The sequence below is a fragment of the Acinetobacter rudis genome (assembly GCF_000829675.1).
Taxonomy (GTDB): domain Bacteria; phylum Pseudomonadota; class Gammaproteobacteria; order Pseudomonadales; family Moraxellaceae; genus Acinetobacter; species Acinetobacter rudis.
This window is the reverse complement of sequence record NZ_BBRX01000033.1, coordinates 1-21,888: the sequence shown is the minus strand read 5'-3', so window position 1 is coordinate 21,888 and position 21,888 is coordinate 1. Positions and strand designations below refer to the sequence as shown.

Annotated in this window: 18 protein-coding genes; 5 read left to right on the top strand and 13 right to left on the bottom strand. The window is 40.7% G+C overall.

All coding sequences use genetic code 11. The annotated features are described in order from the left end of the window. Positions 1-34 precede the first annotated feature (34 nt). The 4 genes from glnD to Aru01_RS09835 form a co-directional block, all read right to left on the bottom strand. Positions 35-2,716, bottom strand: a complete 2,682-nt coding sequence (gene glnD, locus Aru01_RS09850; RefSeq protein ID WP_016656730.1) for a [protein-PII] uridylyltransferase — start codon at positions 2,714-2,716, stop codon at positions 35-37. 84 nt (positions 2,717-2,800) lie between these two features. Beyond that, on the bottom strand, positions 2,801-4,039 hold the full coding sequence (gene purT, locus Aru01_RS09845) for a formate-dependent phosphoribosylglycinamide formyltransferase (RefSeq protein ID WP_171068171.1): 1,239 nt from the start codon (positions 4,037-4,039) through the stop codon (positions 2,801-2,803). A gap of 169 nt (positions 4,040-4,208) precedes the next feature. Beyond that, positions 4,209-5,213 carry an LLM class flavin-dependent oxidoreductase gene (locus Aru01_RS09840; protein WP_016656728.1) on the bottom strand — a complete coding sequence of 335 codons (1,005 nt, stop codon included), beginning with the start codon at positions 5,211-5,213 and terminating at the stop codon, positions 4,209-4,211. Positions 5,214-5,422: 209 nt separating this feature from the next. Further along, positions 5,423-5,854 (bottom strand): hypothetical protein, encoded by a 432-nt coding sequence (locus tag Aru01_RS09835; RefSeq protein WP_016656727.1) that lies wholly within the window; start codon positions 5,852-5,854, stop codon positions 5,423-5,425. A gap of 368 nt (positions 5,855-6,222) precedes the next feature. Between Aru01_RS09835 and prfA the strand changes: the two genes are divergently transcribed. Together prfA and prmC are read left to right on the top strand one after the other, a co-directional pair. Next, a complete protein-coding gene (gene prfA / locus Aru01_RS09830) occupies positions 6,223-7,311 on the top strand; it encodes a peptide chain release factor 1 (protein ID WP_016656726.1) in 1,089 nt (362 codons plus the stop codon). Further along, positions 7,311-8,144, top strand: coding sequence for a peptide chain release factor N(5)-glutamine methyltransferase (gene prmC / locus Aru01_RS09825; RefSeq protein ID WP_016656725.1), 834 nt, complete (start codon positions 7,311-7,313; stop codon positions 8,142-8,144). Before prfA ends, prmC begins: the two co-directional genes overlap by 1 nt. A gap of 64 nt (positions 8,145-8,208) precedes the next feature. Here prmC and Aru01_RS09820 read toward each other — a convergent pair whose 3' ends face one another. Next, entirely contained in the window at positions 8,209-9,504 is a 1,296-nt protein-coding gene (locus tag Aru01_RS09820; protein ID WP_016656724.1) for an MFS transporter, read from the bottom strand. Positions 9,505-9,999: 495 nt separating this feature from the next. Here Aru01_RS09820 and mfd point away from each other — a divergent pair, with 495 nt between their 5' ends. The 3 genes from mfd (at position 10,000) to Aru01_RS09805 (ending at position 15,580) form a co-directional block, all read left to right on the top strand. Beyond that, positions 10,000-13,464 (top strand): transcription-repair coupling factor, encoded by a 3,465-nt coding sequence (mfd, locus tag Aru01_RS09815; protein WP_016656723.1) that lies wholly within the window; start codon positions 10,000-10,002, stop codon positions 13,462-13,464. Positions 13,465-13,625: 161 nt separating this feature from the next. After that, complete coding sequence (locus Aru01_RS09810; RefSeq protein ID WP_016656722.1) at positions 13,626-14,060, top strand: HIT domain-containing protein; 435 nt, start codon at positions 13,626-13,628, stop codon at positions 14,058-14,060. A gap of 65 nt (positions 14,061-14,125) precedes the next feature. Beyond that, entirely contained in the window at positions 14,126-15,580 is a 1,455-nt protein-coding gene (locus Aru01_RS09805) for an adenylate/guanylate cyclase domain-containing protein (protein ID WP_040331234.1), read from the top strand. A gap of 45 nt (positions 15,581-15,625) precedes the next feature. Here the strand turns inward: Aru01_RS09805 and fdx are convergent, their stop codons facing one another. The 8 genes from fdx to Aru01_RS09765 form a co-directional block, all read right to left on the bottom strand. Further along, positions 15,626-15,964 carry an ISC system 2Fe-2S type ferredoxin gene (gene fdx, locus Aru01_RS09800; RefSeq protein ID WP_016656720.1) on the bottom strand — a complete coding sequence of 113 codons (339 nt, stop codon included), beginning with the start codon at positions 15,962-15,964 and terminating at the stop codon, positions 15,626-15,628. A gap of 15 nt (positions 15,965-15,979) precedes the next feature. After that, positions 15,980-17,839 carry a Fe-S protein assembly chaperone HscA gene (gene hscA, locus Aru01_RS09795; RefSeq protein ID WP_016656719.1) on the bottom strand — a complete coding sequence of 620 codons (1,860 nt, stop codon included), beginning with the start codon at positions 17,837-17,839 and terminating at the stop codon, positions 15,980-15,982. 68 nt (positions 17,840-17,907) lie between these two features. Then, the gene (gene hscB, locus Aru01_RS09790; RefSeq protein WP_016656718.1) at positions 17,908-18,423 is read right to left on the bottom strand and encodes a Fe-S protein assembly co-chaperone HscB; all 516 of its coding nucleotides are present in this window, start codon (positions 18,421-18,423) and stop codon (positions 17,908-17,910) included. A gap of 81 nt (positions 18,424-18,504) precedes the next feature. Next, the gene (iscA, locus tag Aru01_RS09785; RefSeq protein WP_016656717.1) at positions 18,505-18,825 is read right to left on the bottom strand and encodes an iron-sulfur cluster assembly protein IscA; all 321 of its coding nucleotides are present in this window, start codon (positions 18,823-18,825) and stop codon (positions 18,505-18,507) included. A 29-nt stretch (positions 18,826-18,854) separates the two neighbouring features. After that, a complete protein-coding gene (gene iscU / locus Aru01_RS09780) occupies positions 18,855-19,241 on the bottom strand; it encodes a Fe-S cluster assembly scaffold IscU (protein WP_016656716.1) in 387 nt (128 codons plus the stop codon). 105 nt (positions 19,242-19,346) lie between these two features. Beyond that, positions 19,347-20,564 (bottom strand): IscS subfamily cysteine desulfurase, encoded by a 1,218-nt coding sequence (locus Aru01_RS09775; RefSeq protein WP_016656715.1) that lies wholly within the window; start codon positions 20,562-20,564, stop codon positions 19,347-19,349. Between the two features lies 1 nt (position 20,565). Further along, positions 20,566-21,039 (bottom strand): Rrf2 family transcriptional regulator, encoded by a 474-nt coding sequence (locus Aru01_RS09770; RefSeq protein WP_016656714.1) that lies wholly within the window; start codon positions 21,037-21,039, stop codon positions 20,566-20,568. A gap of 139 nt (positions 21,040-21,178) precedes the next feature. After that, entirely contained in the window at positions 21,179-21,829 is a 651-nt protein-coding gene (locus Aru01_RS09765) for a hypothetical protein (RefSeq protein WP_016656713.1), read from the bottom strand. Between the last annotated feature and the right edge of the window lie 59 nt (positions 21,830-21,888).

Genomic DNA, 21,888 nt, shown 5'->3' with positions numbered 1-21,888 from the left:
CCGCTTAAGCTAGGTGTGGTAATTTAAAATAAAATCAATGGGGCTGTGCAATTTGACTCGATACTTCGTCTAGTGCATTTTTCAGCTGATCGGCAAAAATACGAGCTTCCTCTTTATTCATCGGAATGGCATTTTTTTTGGTGACAAAGAAAATATCTTCGGCACGTTCACCCAATGTGGCAATACGTGCTGAGTGAATATCTAAACCTTGAATCATAAATAACCCGCCAATTTTTGCCAACAAACCTGGGTGATCTAGGGTCGAAATTTCGACCATATTTTGCTGTAGGGCAGCATTGAGCGTGATATCAACTGTATTTTCAATGTCAAAGTGACGCAATTGGCGTGGGATACGGCGTTGCAACAAACCAGGGTATTGATCAGAACTGCTTAAAGCACGAACCAGCGTGTTTTTGACCAGTTCTTCACGTTCAAGATCTGTGAGTAAGGACCCTAAACGGTCAAGTACCATGTAAGTGTCTAGACTAAATGCTTTTTCAGCAGTGATAATTCGTGCATCTTGTACATCAAGATTCATACGATCAAGTACGGCTACCGTGGTCGCAAATAAGTTGGGTTGATCTTGGGTATAAATAAAGATTTGAATCGCATCTTGCGCAGTGACTTGTCCACTTCGACGATGCGCACGAATCATGACCAATGGTTCAGGGTTGTCACCATGTTCTAAGATGGCACGGGTATGCCAAGCAATTTCTTCAGCAGACTCTTTTAGAAAGTATTCATCGCCAAGCTCTTGCCAGACTTTCTCCACTTGATCGAGTGAAAAATCTGTGACCAAAAGTTCACTTGCGGCAAATTTGTTTTCTTCAATATGCATTTGATAGTCGACAGGACGGTCTAAACCAATCCGAATAATATCCCGAGCATGGGTATACAGTTGGCGCATTAAAGATGAACGCCATGAATTCCAAAGTTTTGGATTGGTAGCATTAATATCTGCCACCGTTAAAGTATATAGATAGTTTAAATGTTCCATATCGCCAAGTTTTTCAGCGAAGTCTTTGACCACATCAAGATCAGAAATATCTTTCTTTTGTGCTGTTAATGACATGAGCAGGTGATTTTGAATCAACCATGCAACCAGATTACATTCACGCTCACTAAATCCGTGTTTACGACAGAATTCGATCGCATCATAAGCACCTAGCTCACTGTGGTCACCACCACGACCTTTGGCAATGTCATGAAATAACGCGGCCAACATGACAATATCACGGCGCAATAGGCGTTGATAAACCGAACTGACAACAGGGAAGTCTTTGGTATGTTTAGGATCTTTAAAACGATTTAGATTACGGATTAACAGTAAGGTATGCGCATCTACGGTATAGATATGAAAGAGGTCGTACTGCATAAGCCCCATAATCTGGCCAAAGGCAGGAATATATGTGCCGAGTACGCCATAACGTTTCATTGCTAAGAGCGTTTCATAAAGTCGATGATTTGCGCCTCGAATAATCGACATAAATAGGGCTTGATGCTCTGGATTATCTCTAAAGTTTTGATCTATTCGTTTACCCGCTAAGATCAGTAAACGTAAGGTGCGTGCACGAATCCCTTCGATTTCAGGGCGACTTGCAAGTAAATAGAAGATTTCTAAAATTGCGCTTGGTTTTTCTGAAAATATTTTATGGTGCTGTACTGCTAATTTTCCATCAACTAATTTAAAGCGATCATTGATCTGCTCAATGCGACGTTCATAGTTGGGCAAGCGCGGGGTGATTACTGATTCATCAAAATAAGACAATAACATCTCATTTAATGTCGAGACTTGTTGTGCGGTGCGATAGTAGCGTCGCATAAACTGCTCGATTGGGTAATTGATGTGTTGATCATCTTTTTTGACATAACCAAATTTTCCCGCAATTTCACGCTGATAATCAAACAATAAGCGGTTTTCATCACGTTTAGTAATACGGTGTAAATGGTGGCGAATTTCCCAGAGAAAGTTTTCAGCCTCTTCAAGTACGCCTAATTCAAATTCGGAAATAAAGCCAAGATGAACTAAATCATAAATACGATTGACACGAAAATGACGTTTCGCGATCCAGCCAATTTGATTGATATCTCGAATACCTCCTGGGGCATTTTTGATATCTGGTTCTAAATTACTTTCCGTGTTGTTGTGCTGCGCATGACGCTGCGCTTGTTCTTGGACTTTTGCATCAAAGAAGGTGCGATCTGTCCAAGTTTGAGAAACTACACGACGTGGCCACTTACGTAAAAAGCTATTACCACAAATCAACCGCGCCTCAATCAGAGTAGTGGCAATACTGAGGTCTGCTGTTGCTTGTTCGAAACATGACTGAATGGTACGGACACTGACCCCTGGCTTGAGTTGACCAACATCCCAAAGAGAAGAGATAAAAGTCGTCACCATAGCCTCTTGCTCTGGTGTCAAATCCTGTTCCGATAACACCATGATGTCGACATCAGAACAAGGAAGCATTTCGCGTCTGCCATAACCACCAACTGCAAATAATGCAAGGTTGCTTTGGTCTAAACCAGCATGTTGCCAGAGTAAATTAAGAATACTATCAATTGAATCAGCACGTGCTTTGAGTGTATCGCGAATAGGGTGACCAGATTCAAAATATTGCTCTAATTCTGTCTCAACCGTATCACGCCATTGATTAATCGCTTGAATATCTTCGGGAAAACGGAGACCATCTTTTAAGAGCGTAGTTTGAATCATAGAAATGCTTCCTTGAAAGGGCACATACATTCGCTGCTGTGCCTGATGATATTTATACGGCTGTCACGATTACAATTAACCGATTTAACCCAATGATGAATTGGCCTCTTGATGGGTTTGTACTTGAACAAGGTCAGCTGCTTGCTTAGCCAGTGTACGTGCTTGTTCAGTATTTTCAGCACGTGCAGTGACTACACCCATACGACGACGTTTAAAGCCTTCGGGTTTACCAAATAAACGTAAATCGGTATCTGGATGCTGTAGGGCCATATTTAAATTTGCATAACTTAAATTGTTGGCATCGACACCTGCATAAATCACAGCACTTGCAGCTTGACTATGGCGTGAGGTATTGACGTTTAATCCTAAAATAGCGCGAGCATGTAGTTCAAATTCACTTTGGAACTGGGAGGCTAAGGTCACTAAACCAGTGTCATGTGGGCGCGGAGAGACCTCACTGAACCAAACTTGATCACCTTTAATAAAGAGTTCAACACCAAACACACCACATCCACCGAGTGCTGTAGTTACTTTATCTGCGATACGTTTTGCCTCAGTCAGTGCTGTTGCTGACATTTGTTGCGGTTGCCAGCTTTCCACATAATCACCATCCACTTGACGGTGTCCAATTGGATCACAGAAATGTGTTTCAATAATTGCCGTCTCAGGATTTTTTGCACGTACAGTTAAGAGCGTAATTTCAAAGTCAAAATCAATCTGCGCTTCAACGATGACTTTGGTTTGTTTTACACGACCACCCGTTTGGGCATATTGCCAAGCTGCTTCAACTTCCGCAAAGGCTTTCACACGTGATTGCCCTTTACCCGAAGAAGACATTACTGGTTTAACAAAGTTTGGATAACCAATATCGTCACAAGCTGCTTTAAAACTTTCTAAGGAGTCAGCAAAGCGATAGGCTGAAGTGGGTAGACCAAGCTCTTCAGCTGCAAGTACACGAATACCTTCACGGTTCATAGTCAAGTTAACGGCTTTAGCAGAAGGGATGACGGTTGCAATATTTTGTTTTTCGATATCAATTAAAACTTCAGTCGCAATCGCTTCAATTTCAGGAATGATTAATTGGGGTTGGACGTCTTGTATGAGTTGTTGTAATTGCGTCTTATCCGTCATATCAATGCAGTAGGCAAAATGGGCAACTTGCATTGCAGGGGCTTGTGGGTAACGATCCGCAGCGTGGACTTCAACGCCTAGACGTTGTAAAGAAATCACCACTTCTTTGCCGAGTTCACCCGATCCAAGCAATAAAACTTTGAATGCAGAAGATTGGAGAGGAGTGCCTAAAATAACGCTCATGTAAAAGATCCATGCAATGCTTGATAGGCTTTTAGCATAGCAGAACTCTGTGCTGTGTAACGCCTTGATTGTGAGTTTTTGCAAATTTCCTGCAAGTAACTGGAGAAATCATGATGAAACACAGCTAGACAGATAAATAACGCTAGTATTTTATTAAAAACATGGTCTGAAATGTATTTTAAACATCATGTTTGAGCTGCATCAATAATTCAAAACTATCAAGACGTTTTTCTGGGTCATAAACGTCACAGGTAAAAATAAACTCATCGACATCATAGTCTTGTAAGAGTTTTTCTAAACCTGCTTTGACTGTTTGAGTGGAACCAATTTGGGCCATGGCATAAAAATTATTGACAGCCATTTGCTCACCCGGACTACATAGTCCATCGATACTGTCCACAGGGGGCTGTAGTTTTAGACTTTGACCGCGGATTAAACCTAAAACGCGTTGATAAGCGCTACTGGCAAGATATTCAGCTTCAGCATCAGTGTGCGCAACGACAGTTGGCACGCCCATAGATACATAGGGGCGATCTAAGTAGATTGAGGGCTGAAAGTTTTCACGATAGAGCGTGATCGCATCTTTTAACATACGAGGGGCAAAGTGTGAAGCAAAGGAATAAGGTAGACCTAAATGTGCCGCGAGCTGTGCGCTAAATAGACTTGAACCGAGTAGCCAAACAGGGACGTGGGTGCCTTGACCAGGGGTTGCGGTAATTTTTTGTCCTGCCTGTGCTTCATTAAAATAACTGAGGATTTCAATAACATCCTGAGGGAACTGATCCTCTGTTTCTTGACGACCTCGACGTAAAGCACGCATGGTCACTTGATCTGTCCCTGGCGCACGGCCAAGACCCAATTCGATTCGATCAGGGTAGAGCGTAGCGAGTGTGCCAAACTGTTCTGCAACAACTAAAGGAGCATGATTAGGCAACATGATGCCACCTGAACCTAAACGAATTTTTTGGGTGTTGGCAAGTAAGTGTCCCAATAAAACAGCGGTAGCCGAGCTGGCTATACCATCCATATTGTGATGTTCTGCTAACCATAAACGATCATAGCCTAATTTTTCTGCATGCTGTGCTAGACGGCAAGCATGCTGTAGCGCTTGTGCAACGCTATGGCCATGACGCACGGGTGCTAACTCTAAAATGGAAAACTTAGTATTTGGGAGTGATCGCATAACAAGCTCTTAAATCGGTATTTTTCTGAGCATACGTGATAAATCAAATGCTGTATATCGTTTTTTTTCGATATAAGTTTTGTGGATGATTATCGTTGTTGTATGCCCTTGATCAAGGGAAATATTGCATGAAACTTACCCACAAAAAAAAGCTTCAAATGCTACTGACATTTGAAGCAAAGTATTCTATTGAGTGTGCCAGATTTTAATTAACGATGACGACGGTGTTTATGACGGTTATGGTAGTTATTGCCATAATAGTTTGAACGATTATCTTGAGAAATCTTGTTGCCTAGCGCAGCACCTCCTGCAGCACCTAAAGCAGAGCCAACATAGCCTCCAGTTGTTCCACCCATGTTTTTACCCGCAGCATAACCCCCTACGCCACCTAAACCACCACCAATGGCTGCGGCAGTACGGTCACGTCGATTACTTGCAACGGCGGCCCCACCAGCCCCACCAATCGCTGAACCAATCATGGCACCACTATGTCCGCCCATCTCTTTACCGAGTGCTGTCCCCACGACACTACCGAGGGCAGAAGTAGCTGCAACACGTGTTGTATTTCCTGCTTGAGCAGCAGTTGCAAACACGGTAGACAATGACAACATTGCACCTAAAAATAACACTTTAGTATTCATTCTGTTCTCCATGCCCTCTGATGTGGGGCTTGCCTAAATCGTTGGAAGTAATTTAACAAGCATCTGCGGGATAAATATGGAGAACTTTGGCTGTCCTACAGCGCTTTGGTATCTGCTTGTAACTGAAAATTCTAAATCGATGAAATAAGCGGCAGAAATGGGGGAATTATGCAGAAAATGTGTGGATGCATAGATTTGATGTCAGAGTGAGATGGAGAAAATAAAGTAAAACAGCCAAAGAAACACATCTAGCAGTGTCTTTTAAAAGCGACTATCTGTAAACTAAACGAAATTTTTTACAATAGTTTTGCTTTGAATAACAACCTACGTTGCTATTTGACTTAAACCGTGTTTGAGAACTTACTTAAATGAAAGAATCGTTACGTCTACGTTTGGATCAACTCTGCGATCGAGAAGAAGAATTAACTGCGCTATTGGCAGATATTGAAGTGATTTCAGACAACAAGCGATTTCGTAATTTATCGCGTGAACATAATGATCTAACAGAAATTACTACTGTTTGGATCAAATATAAACAGGCTGAGGAAGATATAGAAACAGCCGAAATGATGGCTTCTGATCCAGATTTTAAAGAAATGGCCCAAGAGGAAATTAAAGCCAATAAAGCTTTAATTGAACAATTGGAAGCTGATTTAAATATTCTCATGATCCCTAAAGATCCTAACGATGCGAACTCAGCTTATTTAGAGGTTCGTGCGGGTACGGGTGGAGATGAAGCAGCGATCTTCTCTGGTGACTTGTTCCGTATGTATAGTAAATATGCCGAGACCCAAGGCTGGCGTATTGAAATCTTGTCTGAAAACGAAGGCGAGCACGGCGGTTATAAGGAAGTGATTTGTTTGATTAATGGTGAAGGGGTTTATGGTCGACTGAAGTTTGAAAGTGGTGCACATCGTGTGCAACGCGTTCCTGCTACTGAGTCTCAAGGTCGTGTACATACCTCTGCGTGTACAGTGGCTATTTTGCCTGAAGTTGATGTTGATACCACGGTTGAAATTAACCCAGCAGATTTGCGGATCGATACTTATCGCGCATCTGGTGCGGGTGGTCAGCACATTAACAAAACAGATTCAGCCGTTCGTATTACCCATATCCCAACGGGGACTGTAGTTGAATGTCAAGATGAACGTTCACAGCATAAGAACAAAGCTAAAGCAATGGCTTTGCTGGTCTCTCGTCTTGAAAATGCTAAGCGTGCAGCCCAAGAGTCTGCGACTTCAGAAATGCGCCGTGATTTAGTTGGTTCAGGTGATCGTTCTGAACGTATTAGAACGTACAACTATCCACAAGGTCGTATGACTGATCATCGTATTAACTTAACACTGTATAAGTTGGATGCTGTAATGGAAGGTGATTTGAATGAATTACTGGACAGTTTGCATCGTGAATATCAAGCCGACCAATTGGCTTTACTTGCACAGCAAAACGGTGGCTAATGAATATTGGCGAGGCTGTGGCGTTACGTGGCGAATTAGATAGTTATGAGCGTCAGGAAAATCTTTGGATTTTAGAGCACATTCTTAATCGAAATGCGCTTGAATTAAAACTATTGGGTGATCTTGAACTCAGTTCAAAGCAGCAGCAGGATTATATTCGTGCCTTAGCACGGATTGAGGCTGGCGAGCCTTTGGCTTATATCACTGGCTCACAACCATTTTGGACCCTTGATTTGATCGTGACTCCTGATACTTTGGTGCCTCGTCCAGATACCGAAGTTTTGGTGGAAACAGTTTTAAAGCTCGATCTGGCTCTAGATGCAAATATTGTGGATTTAGGGACAGGAACGGGTGCAGTAGCTTTGGCCTTAGCCAGTGAACGTCCGTCTTGGCAGGTCTTGGCAACCGATATTTATGCGCCAACATTGGCTGTAGCAAAGCGTAATGCGCTCAAACATGGTTTGCAGCATGTCGAGTTTGCTTGTGGGGCATGGTATGCAGCTTTTTCTGCAAGTCATGATCAAATACGTTTTGATGTTATCGTGTCGAATCCACCCTATATTGATGCCGTAGATCCGCATATGCAAGGTTTGGGCGCTGAACCTGAGCGGGCGTTGGTTGCGGATAAACAAGGGATGGCTGATCTTGAATTGATTATTACTCAAGCCCAACATTGGTTAAAAGCACAAGGTTGGGTGGTATTAGAGCATGGTTATGATCAGGGGTTGGCTGTGCGTAATGTGTTTAAACAAGCAGGTTTTAAGCAAGTAAAAACCATTCAAGACTATGCTGGACAAGACCGTGTGAGTTTGGGGCAGTATTGCCCTGACTAAATACGCATATGCAATAAAAAAACGATACGCCGTGGCGTATCGTTTTTTTTAAGCGTATTTGCTATTAGTGGTCGTGTTTTAAGTATTCTGGTTCTTTTGGAAGTTTCATACTGCAGAATAAGCAGATGATTAACATGACAATCACATAGATAAAGAACATGTTTTCATAACCTGAACTCTTAAACTGTAAAGCAACAGCCGGCGCTGATCCACCAAAGATGGCGTTACCTACGGCATATGCAAATCCGACCCCGAGGGCACGAATATGAGCAGGGAACATTTCTGCTTTGACGAGTCCACTAATAGAGGTATAGAAGCTGAGTAACATCAGTAAGAAAATCAAAAGCAAGGTAACAATCACAGCAGAGTCACTAAAGTAACGCATCGCGATGACCATGACCGGGTAGACAAAGATTGCACAAGAAATACTAAAGCAAATCATAGAAGCGCGGCGGCCAATACGGTCTGAAAGTATACCAAAGAGGGGTTGAGCGAGCATAAAGACAAATAATGCCGTGGTCATCATATAACCCACGATTCTTTCATCAAATCCAAGACTAGTAATATATGTTTTTGAATAAACTGTTAGAACATAAAATGTTAATGAACCCGCAGAAGTATAACCCACTACCAGTAAGAATGTAGTCCAGTTATTTTTAAACAGTTCAGAAAGGCTACCACCGCCTTCTTTCTTCTTATCTTCTGTAAGTGTTTCTTCAAGATTACGACGTGCAAAGTATGACAAGATTGCCACGACACCACCAATGATAAACGGAATTCTCCAGCCACCGTCCATCATTTGTTCTTTGGTCATAAGCATCAACATGATCACGCCCAAAAGGCTAGCGAGAAGCTGTCCACCAGAGAGCGTTACATATTGAAATGATGAATAAAAGCCACGTTGACCTTTGAGGGCAACTTCACTCATATAGGTTGCTACAGTACCGTATTCACCCCCTACAGACAGACCCTGTAATAAGCGCACAGCAAGTAATAAAAATGGTGCTGCCATACCTACCTGATCATAAGTAGGTAATGCCGCAAATAAAAATGAACTAATCGCCATTAATGTTATGGAAATAGTCATGGACTGCTTACGACCGTAGGTATCACCAATCCAACCAAACAGCCAACTACCAATAGGGCGCATAAAAAAGCTTGCAGCAAATACCCCCCAAACATAGATTGCTTTGGTTGAATCACTCATGTCTGGTGTAGAAAAAGCATGTTGGAAATACACAGCAAAAGCTGCGTATATGTAGAAATCAAACCATTCAACTAAGTTACCTGATGCCGCCCCAACAATAGCCTTGACTCGCTTTGCTTTTTCATGGGGCTGGTAAACTGGTGTTGCGCTCATGAGCATGTCCTTATGTTTGAATTTTTAGGATAGAAATAAATTAAAATAATCAGCTAAAGCATATATTTCAAGATATTGAATAGAAAAACTTATAAATATACGGGGTTGTAGTATAAATTATTTAAATATCATTCAGTTCATCTAATGAGATGAAATTAATTATTATATAAAAGTATCTGTTTTTGGTTGCGTTTTTACTAAAATTCCACATTTAAATTAGGTTTTTTTGTGTTGAGTAGATTAATGATCAAATCGAGTGCTTGGCATCTTAGGGGGGAATGAGTATTGATCTGGCTTTACTACATTACTCAGCGTTGAATTTAAATACAGCACTGAAAAAAATAACTTAGTGAAATTTATAACCTATGGTTAATTTATTTCTGTCTGGTTGATAAATTTCATGAAAAACATGAGCTGTCACTGTATAGGACTGCCTTGTTAAAATGCATCATGTTAAGATAGTTGTCGATATGATTTAAACTTAAAGCAATCCTCATGTTTCAACAGACGATCTCCCAACTTGATTTAAAAAAACTAAAACCCGGTGAAAAAAGATGGATCGGAACACTCTTTGGTTCTGCTGGGGCTTTATTCATTAAAGAAATCGCAGATCAGGCTGAACAGTTACTGGTCTTGGTTGCAAGGAATGGACAACATCTATCGCAGCTTGAAGGCGAATTAGAGTTCTATGGGATTAAACCCACGATTTTTCCTGATTGGGAAATTTTGCCTTATGACCGTTTATCACCGCATCAGGATATCATTTCTGAGCGGTTGTCTATATTGTCCAATATGCCACGCAAGGGTGTTTTGCTCATTAGCGCGAGTACTCTTGCACAACGTGTCGCCCCAAGTAGTTGGTTATTAGGTGAACATTTTGATATTCGCGTTGGTCAGACTTTTGATTTAGAACAACAAAAACTTAAATTGGTCCAAGCTGGCTATCACCTTGTTGATACCGTGTATGATCACGGTGAATTTGCCGTACGCGGTAGTATCATGGATATCTTCGCCAGTGGTCAATTGGCACCTATTCGTATTGATTTATTTGATGATGAAATCGAAAGTCTGAAATTCTTTGATCCAGAAACGCAGCGAACCACAGATCAATTACAGAAATTTACGGTATTACCTGCACGTGAATTTCCACTCAAAGAAGGGCGTGCAACGTTTAGAGAGCGTTATGCAGAGGCATTTCCGAGTGCAAATCCGAAGAAGAACCCTATTTATCAAGATGCATTAGAAGGTATAGCATCACCTGGGCTTGAGTTTTATTTTCCACTATTTTTTAGTGAAAAGCAGATGCTAGAGCAGAGTAGCATTACAACGTACTTACCAAGTAATGCTATTGTCATTACAGAAAAAGAATTGGGTGATGATTTAAACCGTTTTTGGGCTGAAGCTGTACGACGTTTTGAAGACCGTCGCCATAATATGGATCAGCCTATTCTGGCTCCAGATCAACTGTTTATGCAGACTCAGCAATTGTCTGAGCAGTTGAATCAATTTCCACGCCTGATTGTTTCAGTTGAAGCAGTTGATCAGCGCGCAGGTGCAGTAAACTTAGACAGTGAAACTCCACCAATTTTGTCGATTGATCATAAACAACCACAGCCTTTTGAGCGGGTAAAAAACTATATACAGGATGCGAGTTTTCCTGTGCTTTTGGTTGCTGAAAGCGCGGGTCGTCGAGAGAGTTTAAAGGATGCATTACGACCTAGCCTTGGTGAAATCCCTGCTGTAGAAAGTTTTGCAGAGTTTCTTAAAGCTCAGTATTCAATAGCGATTACTCATGCGGGGCTTGATCGTGGTTTGATGGTTCATGATCGGCTTTCAGTGATTTCTGAAAACCAGTTGTATGAACATCGTGTGGTACAACGACGTCGTAAACGCCAACATGAGGTTTCAGAAGAGTTTCTGATTCGAAGTCTGACTGAACTCAGTATCGGTGCACCTGTGGTTCATATCGATCATGGTGTAGGGCGTTATGCAGGTTTGGTCATGTTAACCATAGATGAACAAGACTATGAGTTTTTACAACTTGATTATGCCGATGAAGCGAAGGTCTATGTCCCTGTAACGCATTTGCAGTTGATTAGCCGTTATAGTGGTGGTGATCCTGAATTAGCACCGTTACATAAGCTAGGCACTGATGCATGGAATAAAGCCAAGCGTAAAGCTTTAGAGCAGATTCATGATGTGGCAGCAGAACTATTGCATATTCAAGCACGCAGGAAGGCCAAGCCTGGAATGAGTTTTGAACTTGAGCAAAGTGCATATATGCAGTTTGCTGCGGGCTTTGCGTATGAAGAAACGCTGGATCAAGCCAATGCAATTGAAGCAACATTACATGATATGCAGTTGGCTAAACCAATGGATCGTTTGGTCTGTGGTGATGTTGGCTTTGGTAAAACAGAAGTGGCTATGCGCGCAGCTTTTGTTGCAGTACAAAACAATAAACAAGTTGCAGTTTTAGTGCCAACAACATTGTTGGCGCAGCAGCATTATGAGTCTTTTAAAGATCGTTTTGCGGATTGGCCGATTAGAGTAGAAGTGCTATCACGTTTTGGCTCGTCGAAAGCGCATAGTAAAATCATTGATGATTTGGCTGAAGGTAAAGTCGATATCGTCATTGGTACACACAAGATTTTGCAAGAAAATGTTCAGTTTAAAAATCTTGGACTGATGATTGTCGATGAAGAGCATCGTTTTGGCGTGCGAGACAAAGAGCGGATTAAAGCCCTACGAGCAGATGTGGATATGTTGACGCTTACGGCAACACCGATTCCTCGTACTTTAAACATGGCGTTCTCTGGCATGCGTGATTTATCGATCATTGCAACACCACCAGCACGACGTTTAGCGGTGAAAACTTTTGTACTTGAACAAACTGATGCAACATTAAAAGAAGCGATATTGCGTGAATTATTGCGTGGTGGCCAAGTATACATATTGCATAACGAAGTCGACACGATTGAGCGTGCAGCTGAAAATATACGTCAATTGGTCCCTGAAGCGCGTGTTGCAGTGGCCCACGGACAAATGCGTGAGCGTGAACTTGAGCAAGTCATGCAGCAGTTTTACCATAAACAAGAAAATGTATTGGTCTGTTCAACGATTATTGAAACAGGAATCGATGTACCCAATGCAAATACGATTATTATAGAGCGTGCAGACAAATTAGGTTTAGCTCAGTTGCATCAGCTACGGGGGCGAGTTGGACGTTCTCACCATCAAGCATATGCTTATTTAATGGTGCCTTCGATCAAGGGGCTTAAAGGAGATGCTGAGAAACGTTTAGATGCAATTCAGCGCGCTTCGACTTTAGGTGCTGGATTTATTTTAGCGACCGAAGATTTAGAAATTCGCGGTGCTGGTGAATTGTTGGGGGAACAACAAAGTGGCTCAATGCAAGCAATTGGTTATAGCTTGTATATGGAAATGCTTGAAAAGGCGACTAAAGCTATTCAACAAGGTAAAACGCCAAACTTTGATACACCATTGTCACTTACCGCTGAAATTAACTTGCATATGCCAGCGTTAATTCCTGATGACTATTTAGGTGATGTACACCAACGATTACTGTTTTACAAACGTATTAGTAATACAGATCATCAAGATAAACTCGATCATATCCGTATTGAATTAATTGATCGTTTCGGGAATTTACCACAGCCCGTAAAGCAATTATTTAGTGTGCATCAAATCCGTATTAAGGCGGAGCAGTTGGGTATGACAAAAATTGATTTGGGTGCCAATGGCGGTGTAATTGAGTTTTCTCCAGATACACCAGTACAAGCTATTAGCATTATTCAAATGATGCAGCGTAATCCAACCCATTATCGAATGGATGGAGGGCAACGTTTAAAAGTGATGCGTATGCTGGCTGAATATGATAAGCGTATTGAGTTTATTCAAGATCTGTTAGATCAATTATTAAAGGAAATCAGAATAAATTAACACTTAATACTTGTTTGAAAACAACAGTGAACTGTTGAGTATACTGCTTTCGCCATTTAACTCGTATTTATTTGTACGAAAACATGGCGGGAACAATACTCACAGTAAATCTGTTGTGTTAGTATGAAGCATCTATTTTTTTCGATATCATTTATAAAGATATGTTTAGTTTGCACCCCCAACTTGCCCAAGATACTTTTTTTGTCGGCGATTTTCCGCTTTCGACATGTCGTTTAATGAATGATATGCAATTTCCATGGTTAATTTTGATTCCACGTGTGCCTGGTATCAGCGAACTTTATGAGTTGAGCCAAGCTGATCAAGAGCAATTTTTACGTGAATCAAGCTGGTTATCTAGTCAGTTATCACGTGTTTTTCGTGCAGACAAAATGAACGTTGCTGCATTGGGTAATGTTGTGCCGCAATTGCATTTCCATCATGTAGTGCGTTATCAAAATGATGTTGCATGGCCTAAGCCTGTTTGGGGTGGTACAGCCGTTCCTTATTCGAATGAAGTGCTTGCACATATGCGTCAAACTTTAATGTTGGCTTTACGTGGCCAAGGTGATATGCCTTTTGATTGGCGTATGGATTGAGTTTTAATCCAAAATAAAGCACGCGTCGGGATGGAGAAATATAATAAGTGTCATCAATCGATCGGATGCTGAAAAAGGGGTCTAAACAATTTGAGATATTCCAGCGTACAGTGGGATATCTCTTTCTTGCTTTGATCATTGTGGTCTACAGTTTTACCACACCGCTTGCAGAGAATCAGGTTTACGTACCTGTTTTTTTGCTATTTATTTTATTGTTTAGTCCGCGTCTGTCGAGCTGGATTCAATACCATTACAATAACGAAATTCGTAAAAATGTTTTTTTTGTCATTGATATTATCGTCTTTGCAACGGTATTGGCTGCTGTACACCTTAGTTTGGTTATTACATTTGGCTTAGTATTTGTCATATTTTACTCGATTATTAATAATAAAATTCCGACGATGGTGGCGGCTCTATCGACCTTAATCGCTATTATTGTATTTTATTTTAATATTATATTTTTCTTTGGTTTTGGTGACTATTTTGAGCAAACTGGTGTAGAAGTTACCGCCATATCATTTGTTGCTTTAATTCTGTTCAGCGCTATAGGTGGCTACTTTATCCGTGAAAGCGTTAAACGACTTGAACAACAAAAGAAAAATTACTTTACTGAAATGAATCGTTATATTGAGCTTTCAAATCAGTTGAGTCGTTATGCACCGCTGCAGTTGTGGCAGGCCATTATGCGTGGAGAAACTGAGGCAAAACTTGAGTACAAACGTAAAAAAATCACCGTATTTTTTTCAGATATTCAGGGTTTTACCAATATGTCTGAAACGCTTATACCCGATGATTTAGCATTTTTATTAAATGATTATTTAAGTCAGATGACCGATATCGCCAAACAATATGGTGCAACCATTGATAAATTCATGGGCGATGCGATTTTAATTTTCTTCGGTGATCCTGATTCGCAAGGTGTTGAACAAGATGCAAAAAATTGTCTAGATATGGCAATTGCGATGCGTCAACAGATGAAGTTTTTGCGAGAGCGTTGGGTGAAAATGGGTTATCCTGCCTTGCATATCCGAATGGGGATCAGTACGGGTTATTGTCACGTGGGTAACTATGGGGCGGTACATCGTATGGCGTATACGATTGTTGGTCGAGATGCTAATCTTGCAGCACGTCTGCAAAGTAATGCTGAAATTGATGAAATTCTTATTTCGCAAGATACATATAATTTAGTAAAAAATAATTACTTATGTACACCTAAACAACCGATTGCTTTAAAAGGTATTCAGGGTTTAGTGAACACTTGGCAAGTGGTTGAAAAATACTCAGCAACCAATAGTGATTATCAACAGTGGTTTGATTACGAGTACAAAGGTTTTCATTTGCTACTGAATTTTGAACAAGTTCAAAATTATGAGTACGAAGAGTTAGTTCAAGTGCTTGAAAAAATGATTGGACGAATCCAGTTACAACAAGAGTTGATCGATGAGAATGGCGTTGCTCGACTGAGACTAGAAGATGAAGTTAAAGTACAGCAAACATTAAATGAAGAGCAATCCTCATAAAAAAGACCATCATATTGATGGTCTTTTTTATGATTAATCAGTTGCTTAGTGATTTTCAGAAGCATGATTGATCGTATATTTAGGGATTTCAATTTCTAGATCTTCATCGACAACTTCAACCTGACATGAAAGGCGTGAATCAGCTTCTAAGCCCCAAGCACGGTCAAGTAGGTCAGCTTCTACATCATCCATTTCTTCTAGGCTGTTGAAGCCTTTACGAACGACAATGTGGCAAGTTGTACATGCACGTGACATATCACAGGCGTGTTCAATCTTAATATTATGATCTAAAAGGCTTTGGCAAAGATTGGCATTTGCTTCAACTTCAAACTCTGCACCTTCAGGACAATATTGAGCATGGGGTAATACTTTAATACGTGGCATCGTTGCACCTATGGGTTAGTTCGAGTTTGACCAGTCATCAAGCTTTGTCCCTTTCAATGCCTGATCAATGTGTTGATTCATACGTGATGCTGCAAAAGCATCACTGTGAACTTTAAGCGCTTGTACAGCATCTTCAATCGCTTTGATATCGTTGCTTTGCAGTTGGGTTTTTAAAGCCGCTTCTGCTTGCTGTAGATCTGAGAGTTGCTCTGTACTCAATAATGTTGCATCAAGTTTAAGGGCTTGTTCGAGTGCCTCGATTTCACGCTGTGCCTCTACTTTGGTTTCATTGAGGTGACGAAGATTTTTATCTTCTTCAGCAAAAGTAAAGCCTTCAAGCAATAAGCGTTCAGTATCCTGTTCAGAAAGACCATAAGAAGGCTTAATGTCAATTTGTGCTTGTACACCAGAAGTAGTTTCGCGTGCACTCACAGTCAATAAACCATCAGCATCGACTTGGAAGGTCACTTCAATACGGGCTTGGCCTGCAACCATGGGTGGGATGCCACTTAATACAAAACGACCTAAGCTGCGGCAATGTTCAACTAAATCACGCTCACCTTGCACCACATGAATCAACATAGCCGTTTGACCATCTTGATAAGTAGTAAATTCTTGACGGCGAGCGACAGGAATTGCGGTATTACGTGAGATTAAGCGTTCAACCAAACCGCCCATAGTTTCTAAACCGAGTGATAAAGGTGTAACGTCAAGCAATAATGAGCCATCAACTTGATTACCAATTAATTGGTTTGCAGTGATTGAAGCCCCAATTGCAACAACTTCATCAGGGTTAATGGTACAAAGAGGTTCACGCTGAAAAACTTCAGCTACACATTTTTGTACTGCATAAGAGCGAGTAGAGCCACCCACTAAAACAACTTCATGGATGTCATCAAGGCTTAGATGTGCATCACGAAGAACTCGTTTTGCTACACTGATTGTTTTGTCGAGTGCGACAGCAATAATACTTTCAAACGTTGCACGATCTAAAGTAAGCGTATTTTCAAGTACTTGCAGTTGAACACTTTCTTCTTGAGTTAACTGTTCTTTAGCTTGACGTGCATTGAGAATGAGTTGTGCGTATTCAAAGTCATTTAATTGATCAAGCTGTAATTGTTTACGTGCCCATTTTACAATTAAACGGTCTAGGTCATCACCACCAAGCGCTGTGTGACCACCTGTTGCAAGAACTTCAAAAACACCCTGGCTAAAGCGCAAAATTGAAACGTCAAAAGTACCGCCACCTAGATCATAAATTACATAATTGCGATCATGATCTAGCGCGTTTTCTTGATCAAGACCATATGCAACCGCAGCAGCAGTAGGCTCATTGAGTAGGCGTAGTACATTCAGGCCAGCAAGTTGAGCTGCATCACGAGTCGCTTGACGTTGAGCTTCATCAAAATAGGCAGGTACTGTGATGACAGCACCTTGTATTGGATGTTGCAAACTTGATTCAGCACGAAGTTTTAATTGATTTAATATGGCTGCAGAGATTTCAACAGGAGTTTTATGTCCTTGCTCTGTCGCTAATGCTGGCATTTGTTGCTCATCGCCAACGAGTACATATGGGTGCTGAAACTTAATATCAGCTTTTGAGCGACCCATGAAACGTTTAATGGATGCAACTGTATTTTTAGGATCTGTTGTTAAATAAGCTTTAGCATCATCACCGTAGCTTATTGAATCCTTTGAGTAATGTACAATTGAAGGCAGTAAAACACGGCCTTGTTCATCAGCTAGAACTTTGGCTTGGCCAGAAAGTACAGTCGCAACTAAAGAGTGCGTTGTGCCTAAATCAATGCCAATGGCAATTCGATGTTCATGCGGAGCACTGGATTGTCCCGGTTCTGCAATTTGCAGGAGTGCCATGTTGTAAATCCTATTTGAATAAACCAGTCAATATGGGTTAAAACTATTTGATGGAATTAACCAATAAATTAGAAATCGTCATCTAAGTCAAAGTCTTCATCATCTAAAAGACGATCTTCGGCTTTATCGATATCATTCATGACTTTTTGGAAAAAACGTAATTTGCGGACAGTATCGCGTGCCTCAGCCCAGTCTTCTTCATCATAATCGAGTTTAAATTCGCGCACCAAACCATCAATCCATTGCTGTACTTCACGTTTGAGTGAAAGAAGCTGGGCTGCATCATGGGCTTCATCTAATTGTTCACGGATTTCTAAAGCAGACTGTAAAAACTCAAAATCATTAATTGACTGATCAAGATGATAATCTTGTTTTTTTAAGGAGAGGAGGTAGCCAGCACGACTATCAACATGCAATAAAGTTTTGTAGGCCTGATTAATTTCACTTGATTTAATCAATGCTTGTTCTTTATCAGTAGCACGGTCAGGATGGTGTTGCTGCTGCAAGTTGAGAAAGTTTGCTTTGAGGGTCGCTAAATCAATGTCGAGCGAAGTAGGGAGTGTAAATAACTCAAAATGATTCATGAGGTGGAATCCACAATTGTAACGCGTTAAAACAGTGTAACACACTGTTCTAACGTGAGAAGGCGAAGCATAGAGGAAGAATTAAACAGTGAAGGACTCACCACAACCACATTCGCCTTTTTTATTGGGGTTAATAAACTCAAAACCTTCATTCAGTCCATTTTTAACATAGTCCATTTGCATACCATCTAAATAGACTAAGCTTTTAGGATCAACAAAGACTTTCACACCAAATTGCTCGAATACTTGATCATGAGTATCAACGTCATCAACAAATTCAAGCACATAGGCCAAACCTGAACATCCTGAAGTTTTCACTCCAACGCGAATTCCTTCACCCTTACCGCGATTTTTTAAATAATTGCTGATATGAGTTGCAGCACTCTCTGTTAAATTGATCATGAAAACTCCATTCACCAACGTCAAACGAATTAGGCTTTTGCCTTTTTGCTACGATAATCATCTACAGCAGCTTTGATTGCATCTTCAGCAAGTACTGAGCAGTGAACTTTAACTGGAGGTAGTGCAAGTTCAGTTGCAATATCGATATTTTTAATGGCTTGAGCTTGGTCTAGAGTTTTACCTTTAAGCCATTCAGTCACCAAAGAGCTAGATGCAATTGCAGAACCACAGCCGTAAGTCTTAAAACGAGCTTCTTCAATTACGCCTGCGTCATTGACTTGAATCTGTAGACGCATCACATCACCACATGCTGGTGCACCAACCATGCCAGTACCGACATTGTCTGCATTTTTATCCAACACACCTACATTACGAGGGTTTTCGTAATGATCAATTACTTTTTCACTATAAGCCATGATGCTTCTCCAAACCTCGGGGTCAGCCTTGATAATATGATTAATGGGGGGTATGTCGTTGATTTACAATCTTGTTTGACGAATAAACAACATACCTAGGTTAAATTAGTGTTCAGCCCATTCGACTTTAGATAAATCGATTCCTTCTTTGAACATATCCCAAAGAGGAGAGAGTTCGCGAAGTTTGTCTACAGCAGTTTTAGTAATCTCAAGTACATGATCGATATCTTCTTCAGTGGTGTATTTACCGAAGCTAAAACGTATAGAGCTGTGTGCAAGTTCATCTGATAAACCTAATGCACGTAGAACGTATGATGGTTCTAATGTTGCAGAAGTACATGCCGAACCAGATGATACAGCAACATCTTTAAGTGCCATCATCAACGATTCGCCTTCAACAAAATTGAAGCTTACATTGAGGTAGTTTGAAACATGGTAAGTTGGGTGGCCGTTTAAGAACACTTGTTCTAAAGACTGTAGACCTGTCCAAAGCTTGTTACGTAACTGTGCTAAACGTTCTTGCTCTGCTTGCATGTTTTTACCAGCGAGTTCAAATGCTTCACCCATACCTACAATTTGGTGTGTCGCTAAAGTGCCTGAACGCATACCACGCTCATGACCGCCACCATGCATTTGTGCTTTTAGGCGTACACGTGGGCTACGACGTACATAAAGTGCACCAATTCCTTTAGGACCGTAAACTTTGTGACCAGAGAAGCTCATCAAGTCAACTTTCATAGCTTCCATATCGATTTCAACTTTACCTGCAGCTTGTGCAGCATCGACATGAAGGAAAGTTTTGTTTGCACGTGTCAATTCACCAATCGCAGCAACATCAGTTACTGTACCGATTTCATTGTTGACCATCATGAGTGAAACTAAAATTGTATCTGGACGTAGTGCAGCTTGTACTGCCTCAGGTGTAATAAGACCTGTTTGAGCTTCTGGCTCTAAGTAGGTAATTTCAAAACCTTCAGCTTCTAATTCGCGACAAGTATCTAAAATTGCCTTATGTTCAATTTTACTTGTGATGATGTGTTTACCACGAGATTGGTAAAACTGAGCAATACCTTTAAGTGCTAGGTTATCTGACTCAGTTGCACCCGAAGTCCAAACGATCTCACGTGGATCTGCTTTAATTAGGTTTGCGACTTGTTCACGTGCATATTCAACTTTTTCTTCTGCTTGCCAACCGTAAGCGTGCGAACGAGAAGCAGCATTACCATAAATGCCATCAACAGTTAAACATTCCATCATGCGCTCTGCGACTTGAGGGTCAACAGGAGTTGTTGCAGCATAATCGAGATAAATAGGGCGTTTCATGTCAAATACCTGTAGCCGAAAGAGGGGCTGAATCTAAAGATAATGGATTTTGGCGTAAGGCAACGGTTTGTACGTTGTCTCGTGCTATCAGGTCTGCGAGGGTGATTTTTTCTAAATAATCAGCGATATGCACTGATAGTTCATGCCAGAGGTCATGAGTTAAACACATTGCACCATTTTGGCAGTTGCCTTTATGGTCACAACGCGTTGCATCAACAGTTTCGTTGACAGCTTCGATGATTTCAAGAACAGTAATTTGCTCTGCTTGGCGAGCGAGATGGTAACCACCATTGGCACCACGAACACTAGAAACAAGGCCATGACGTTTTAACTTGGCAAAGAGCTGTTCAAGATATGCAACAGAAATTGTTTGTCGAGTTGCAATCTCAGCAAGTGTGATGGTTTGTTCAGGTGGCTGCAATGCTAGGTCGAGTAGGGCAGTCACTGCGTAGCGACCGCGAGTTGTTAAGCGCATGATCTGATACACAATAAAAACTAGATGGTTAAAGTTTATGAATCCCTACTAAATTAGTCAAGTTTTTTTCTTAAAACCGAGTAAAATAGTTGGAATTCAATTTTATTATTGTGAATAACTGAGTTTACTGGATTTGTATTTAAAAAATACGCAGCAAATTATACACAAGAACGATGATAAATAGCAAAGAAATCGTTGTAACTGCTAATTTAAAATATTTGATCTGTGTCTTAAGTTGGCGCTGATATTGTTTATGTTGTTTTACTTCATCTTTTAGCGATTGAATTTCAGTACGTTGGTCTTCAATAGTCTTTAGCAGAGGTGCTATACGTTTTTTTGAGGCTGTACTTAATTCGGCATCATCAGACTGTTTAAACCATTTTTGCCAGTCTGATAAAAGCTTTGGCAAAGAAAGTTGTAAAAATAAATCACGGATGGGGGCCTTAAGGCTCAGATCACCTTCAAAACGTAATTTACGAATTGCACGCGTATTCCCCATGAGAAAAATACGGATTAATTCGATCATTGTACTATTAATAGTTAAATCGATTGGTTGTTCAGGAGCATGTTCATCAAAGAGCACTCCTTTATCAGTAAATTGCACATAAAAGTCAAAATAAGGTAAGTAACTATTAATTTTTAGAGTGAGTTGCCTATCAATAAATGGCTGGGATTGTAGCCTGACCAAACGATCATGTTTAAGTATAAATGAAAATACTGTTTCCAATACAATCATTAAAATGTTTGGCAACCAACGAGTTTGACTCTGTTGATGTTGCGACTCATTCATATAAAGCATCCTTCACAACAAGCTAGCAAGGTTGGTAAATCTGTTTAAACAAAAAAATG

What these genes read in the sequence shown, in the direction of transcription:
- Aru01_RS09765 (WP_016656713.1), bottom strand. Translation starts at nt 21,829, where the DNA reads ATGAATGAGTCGCAACATCAACAGAGTCAAACTCGTTGGTTGCCAAAC.
- iscA (WP_016656717.1), bottom strand. Translation starts at nt 18,825, where the DNA reads ATGATCAATTTAACAGAGAGTGCTGCAACTCATATCAGCAATTATTTA.
- hscA (WP_016656719.1), bottom strand. Translation starts at nt 17,839, where the DNA reads ATGGCACTCCTGCAAATTGCAGAACCGGGACAATCCAGTGCTCCGCAT.
- hscB (WP_016656718.1), bottom strand. Translation starts at nt 18,423, where the DNA reads ATGAATCATTTTGAGTTATTTACACTCCCTACTTCGCTCGACATTGAT.
- Aru01_RS09770 (WP_016656714.1), bottom strand. Translation starts at nt 21,039, where the DNA reads ATGCGCTTAACAACTCGCGGTCGCTACGCAGTGACTGCCCTACTCGAC.
- Aru01_RS09810 (WP_016656722.1), top strand. Translation starts at nt 13,626, where the DNA reads ATGTTTAGTTTGCACCCCCAACTTGCCCAAGATACTTTTTTTGTCGGC.
- Aru01_RS09775 (WP_016656715.1), bottom strand. Translation starts at nt 20,564, where the DNA reads ATGAAACGCCCTATTTATCTCGATTATGCTGCAACAACTCCTGTTGAC.
- fdx (WP_016656720.1), bottom strand. Translation starts at nt 15,964, where the DNA reads ATGCCACGTATTAAAGTATTACCCCATGCTCAATATTGTCCTGAAGGT.
- mfd (WP_016656723.1), top strand. Translation starts at nt 10,000, where the DNA reads ATGTTTCAACAGACGATCTCCCAACTTGATTTAAAAAAACTAAAACCC.
- prmC (WP_016656725.1), top strand. Translation starts at nt 7,311, where the DNA reads ATGAATATTGGCGAGGCTGTGGCGTTACGTGGCGAATTAGATAGTTAT.
- Aru01_RS09835 (WP_016656727.1), bottom strand. Translation starts at nt 5,854, where the DNA reads ATGAATACTAAAGTGTTATTTTTAGGTGCAATGTTGTCATTGTCTACC.
- Aru01_RS09840 (WP_016656728.1), bottom strand. Translation starts at nt 5,213, where the DNA reads ATGCGATCACTCCCAAATACTAAGTTTTCCATTTTAGAGTTAGCACCC.
- Aru01_RS09820 (WP_016656724.1), bottom strand. Translation starts at nt 9,504, where the DNA reads ATGAGCGCAACACCAGTTTACCAGCCCCATGAAAAAGCAAAGCGAGTC.
- Aru01_RS09805 (WP_040331234.1), top strand. Translation starts at nt 14,126, where the DNA reads ATGCTGAAAAAGGGGTCTAAACAATTTGAGATATTCCAGCGTACAGTG.
- iscU (WP_016656716.1), bottom strand. Translation starts at nt 19,241, where the DNA reads ATGGCTTATAGTGAAAAAGTAATTGATCATTACGAAAACCCTCGTAAT.
- prfA (WP_016656726.1), top strand. Translation starts at nt 6,223, where the DNA reads ATGAAAGAATCGTTACGTCTACGTTTGGATCAACTCTGCGATCGAGAA.
- glnD (WP_016656730.1), bottom strand. Translation starts at nt 2,716, where the DNA reads ATGATTCAAACTACGCTCTTAAAAGATGGTCTCCGTTTTCCCGAAGAT.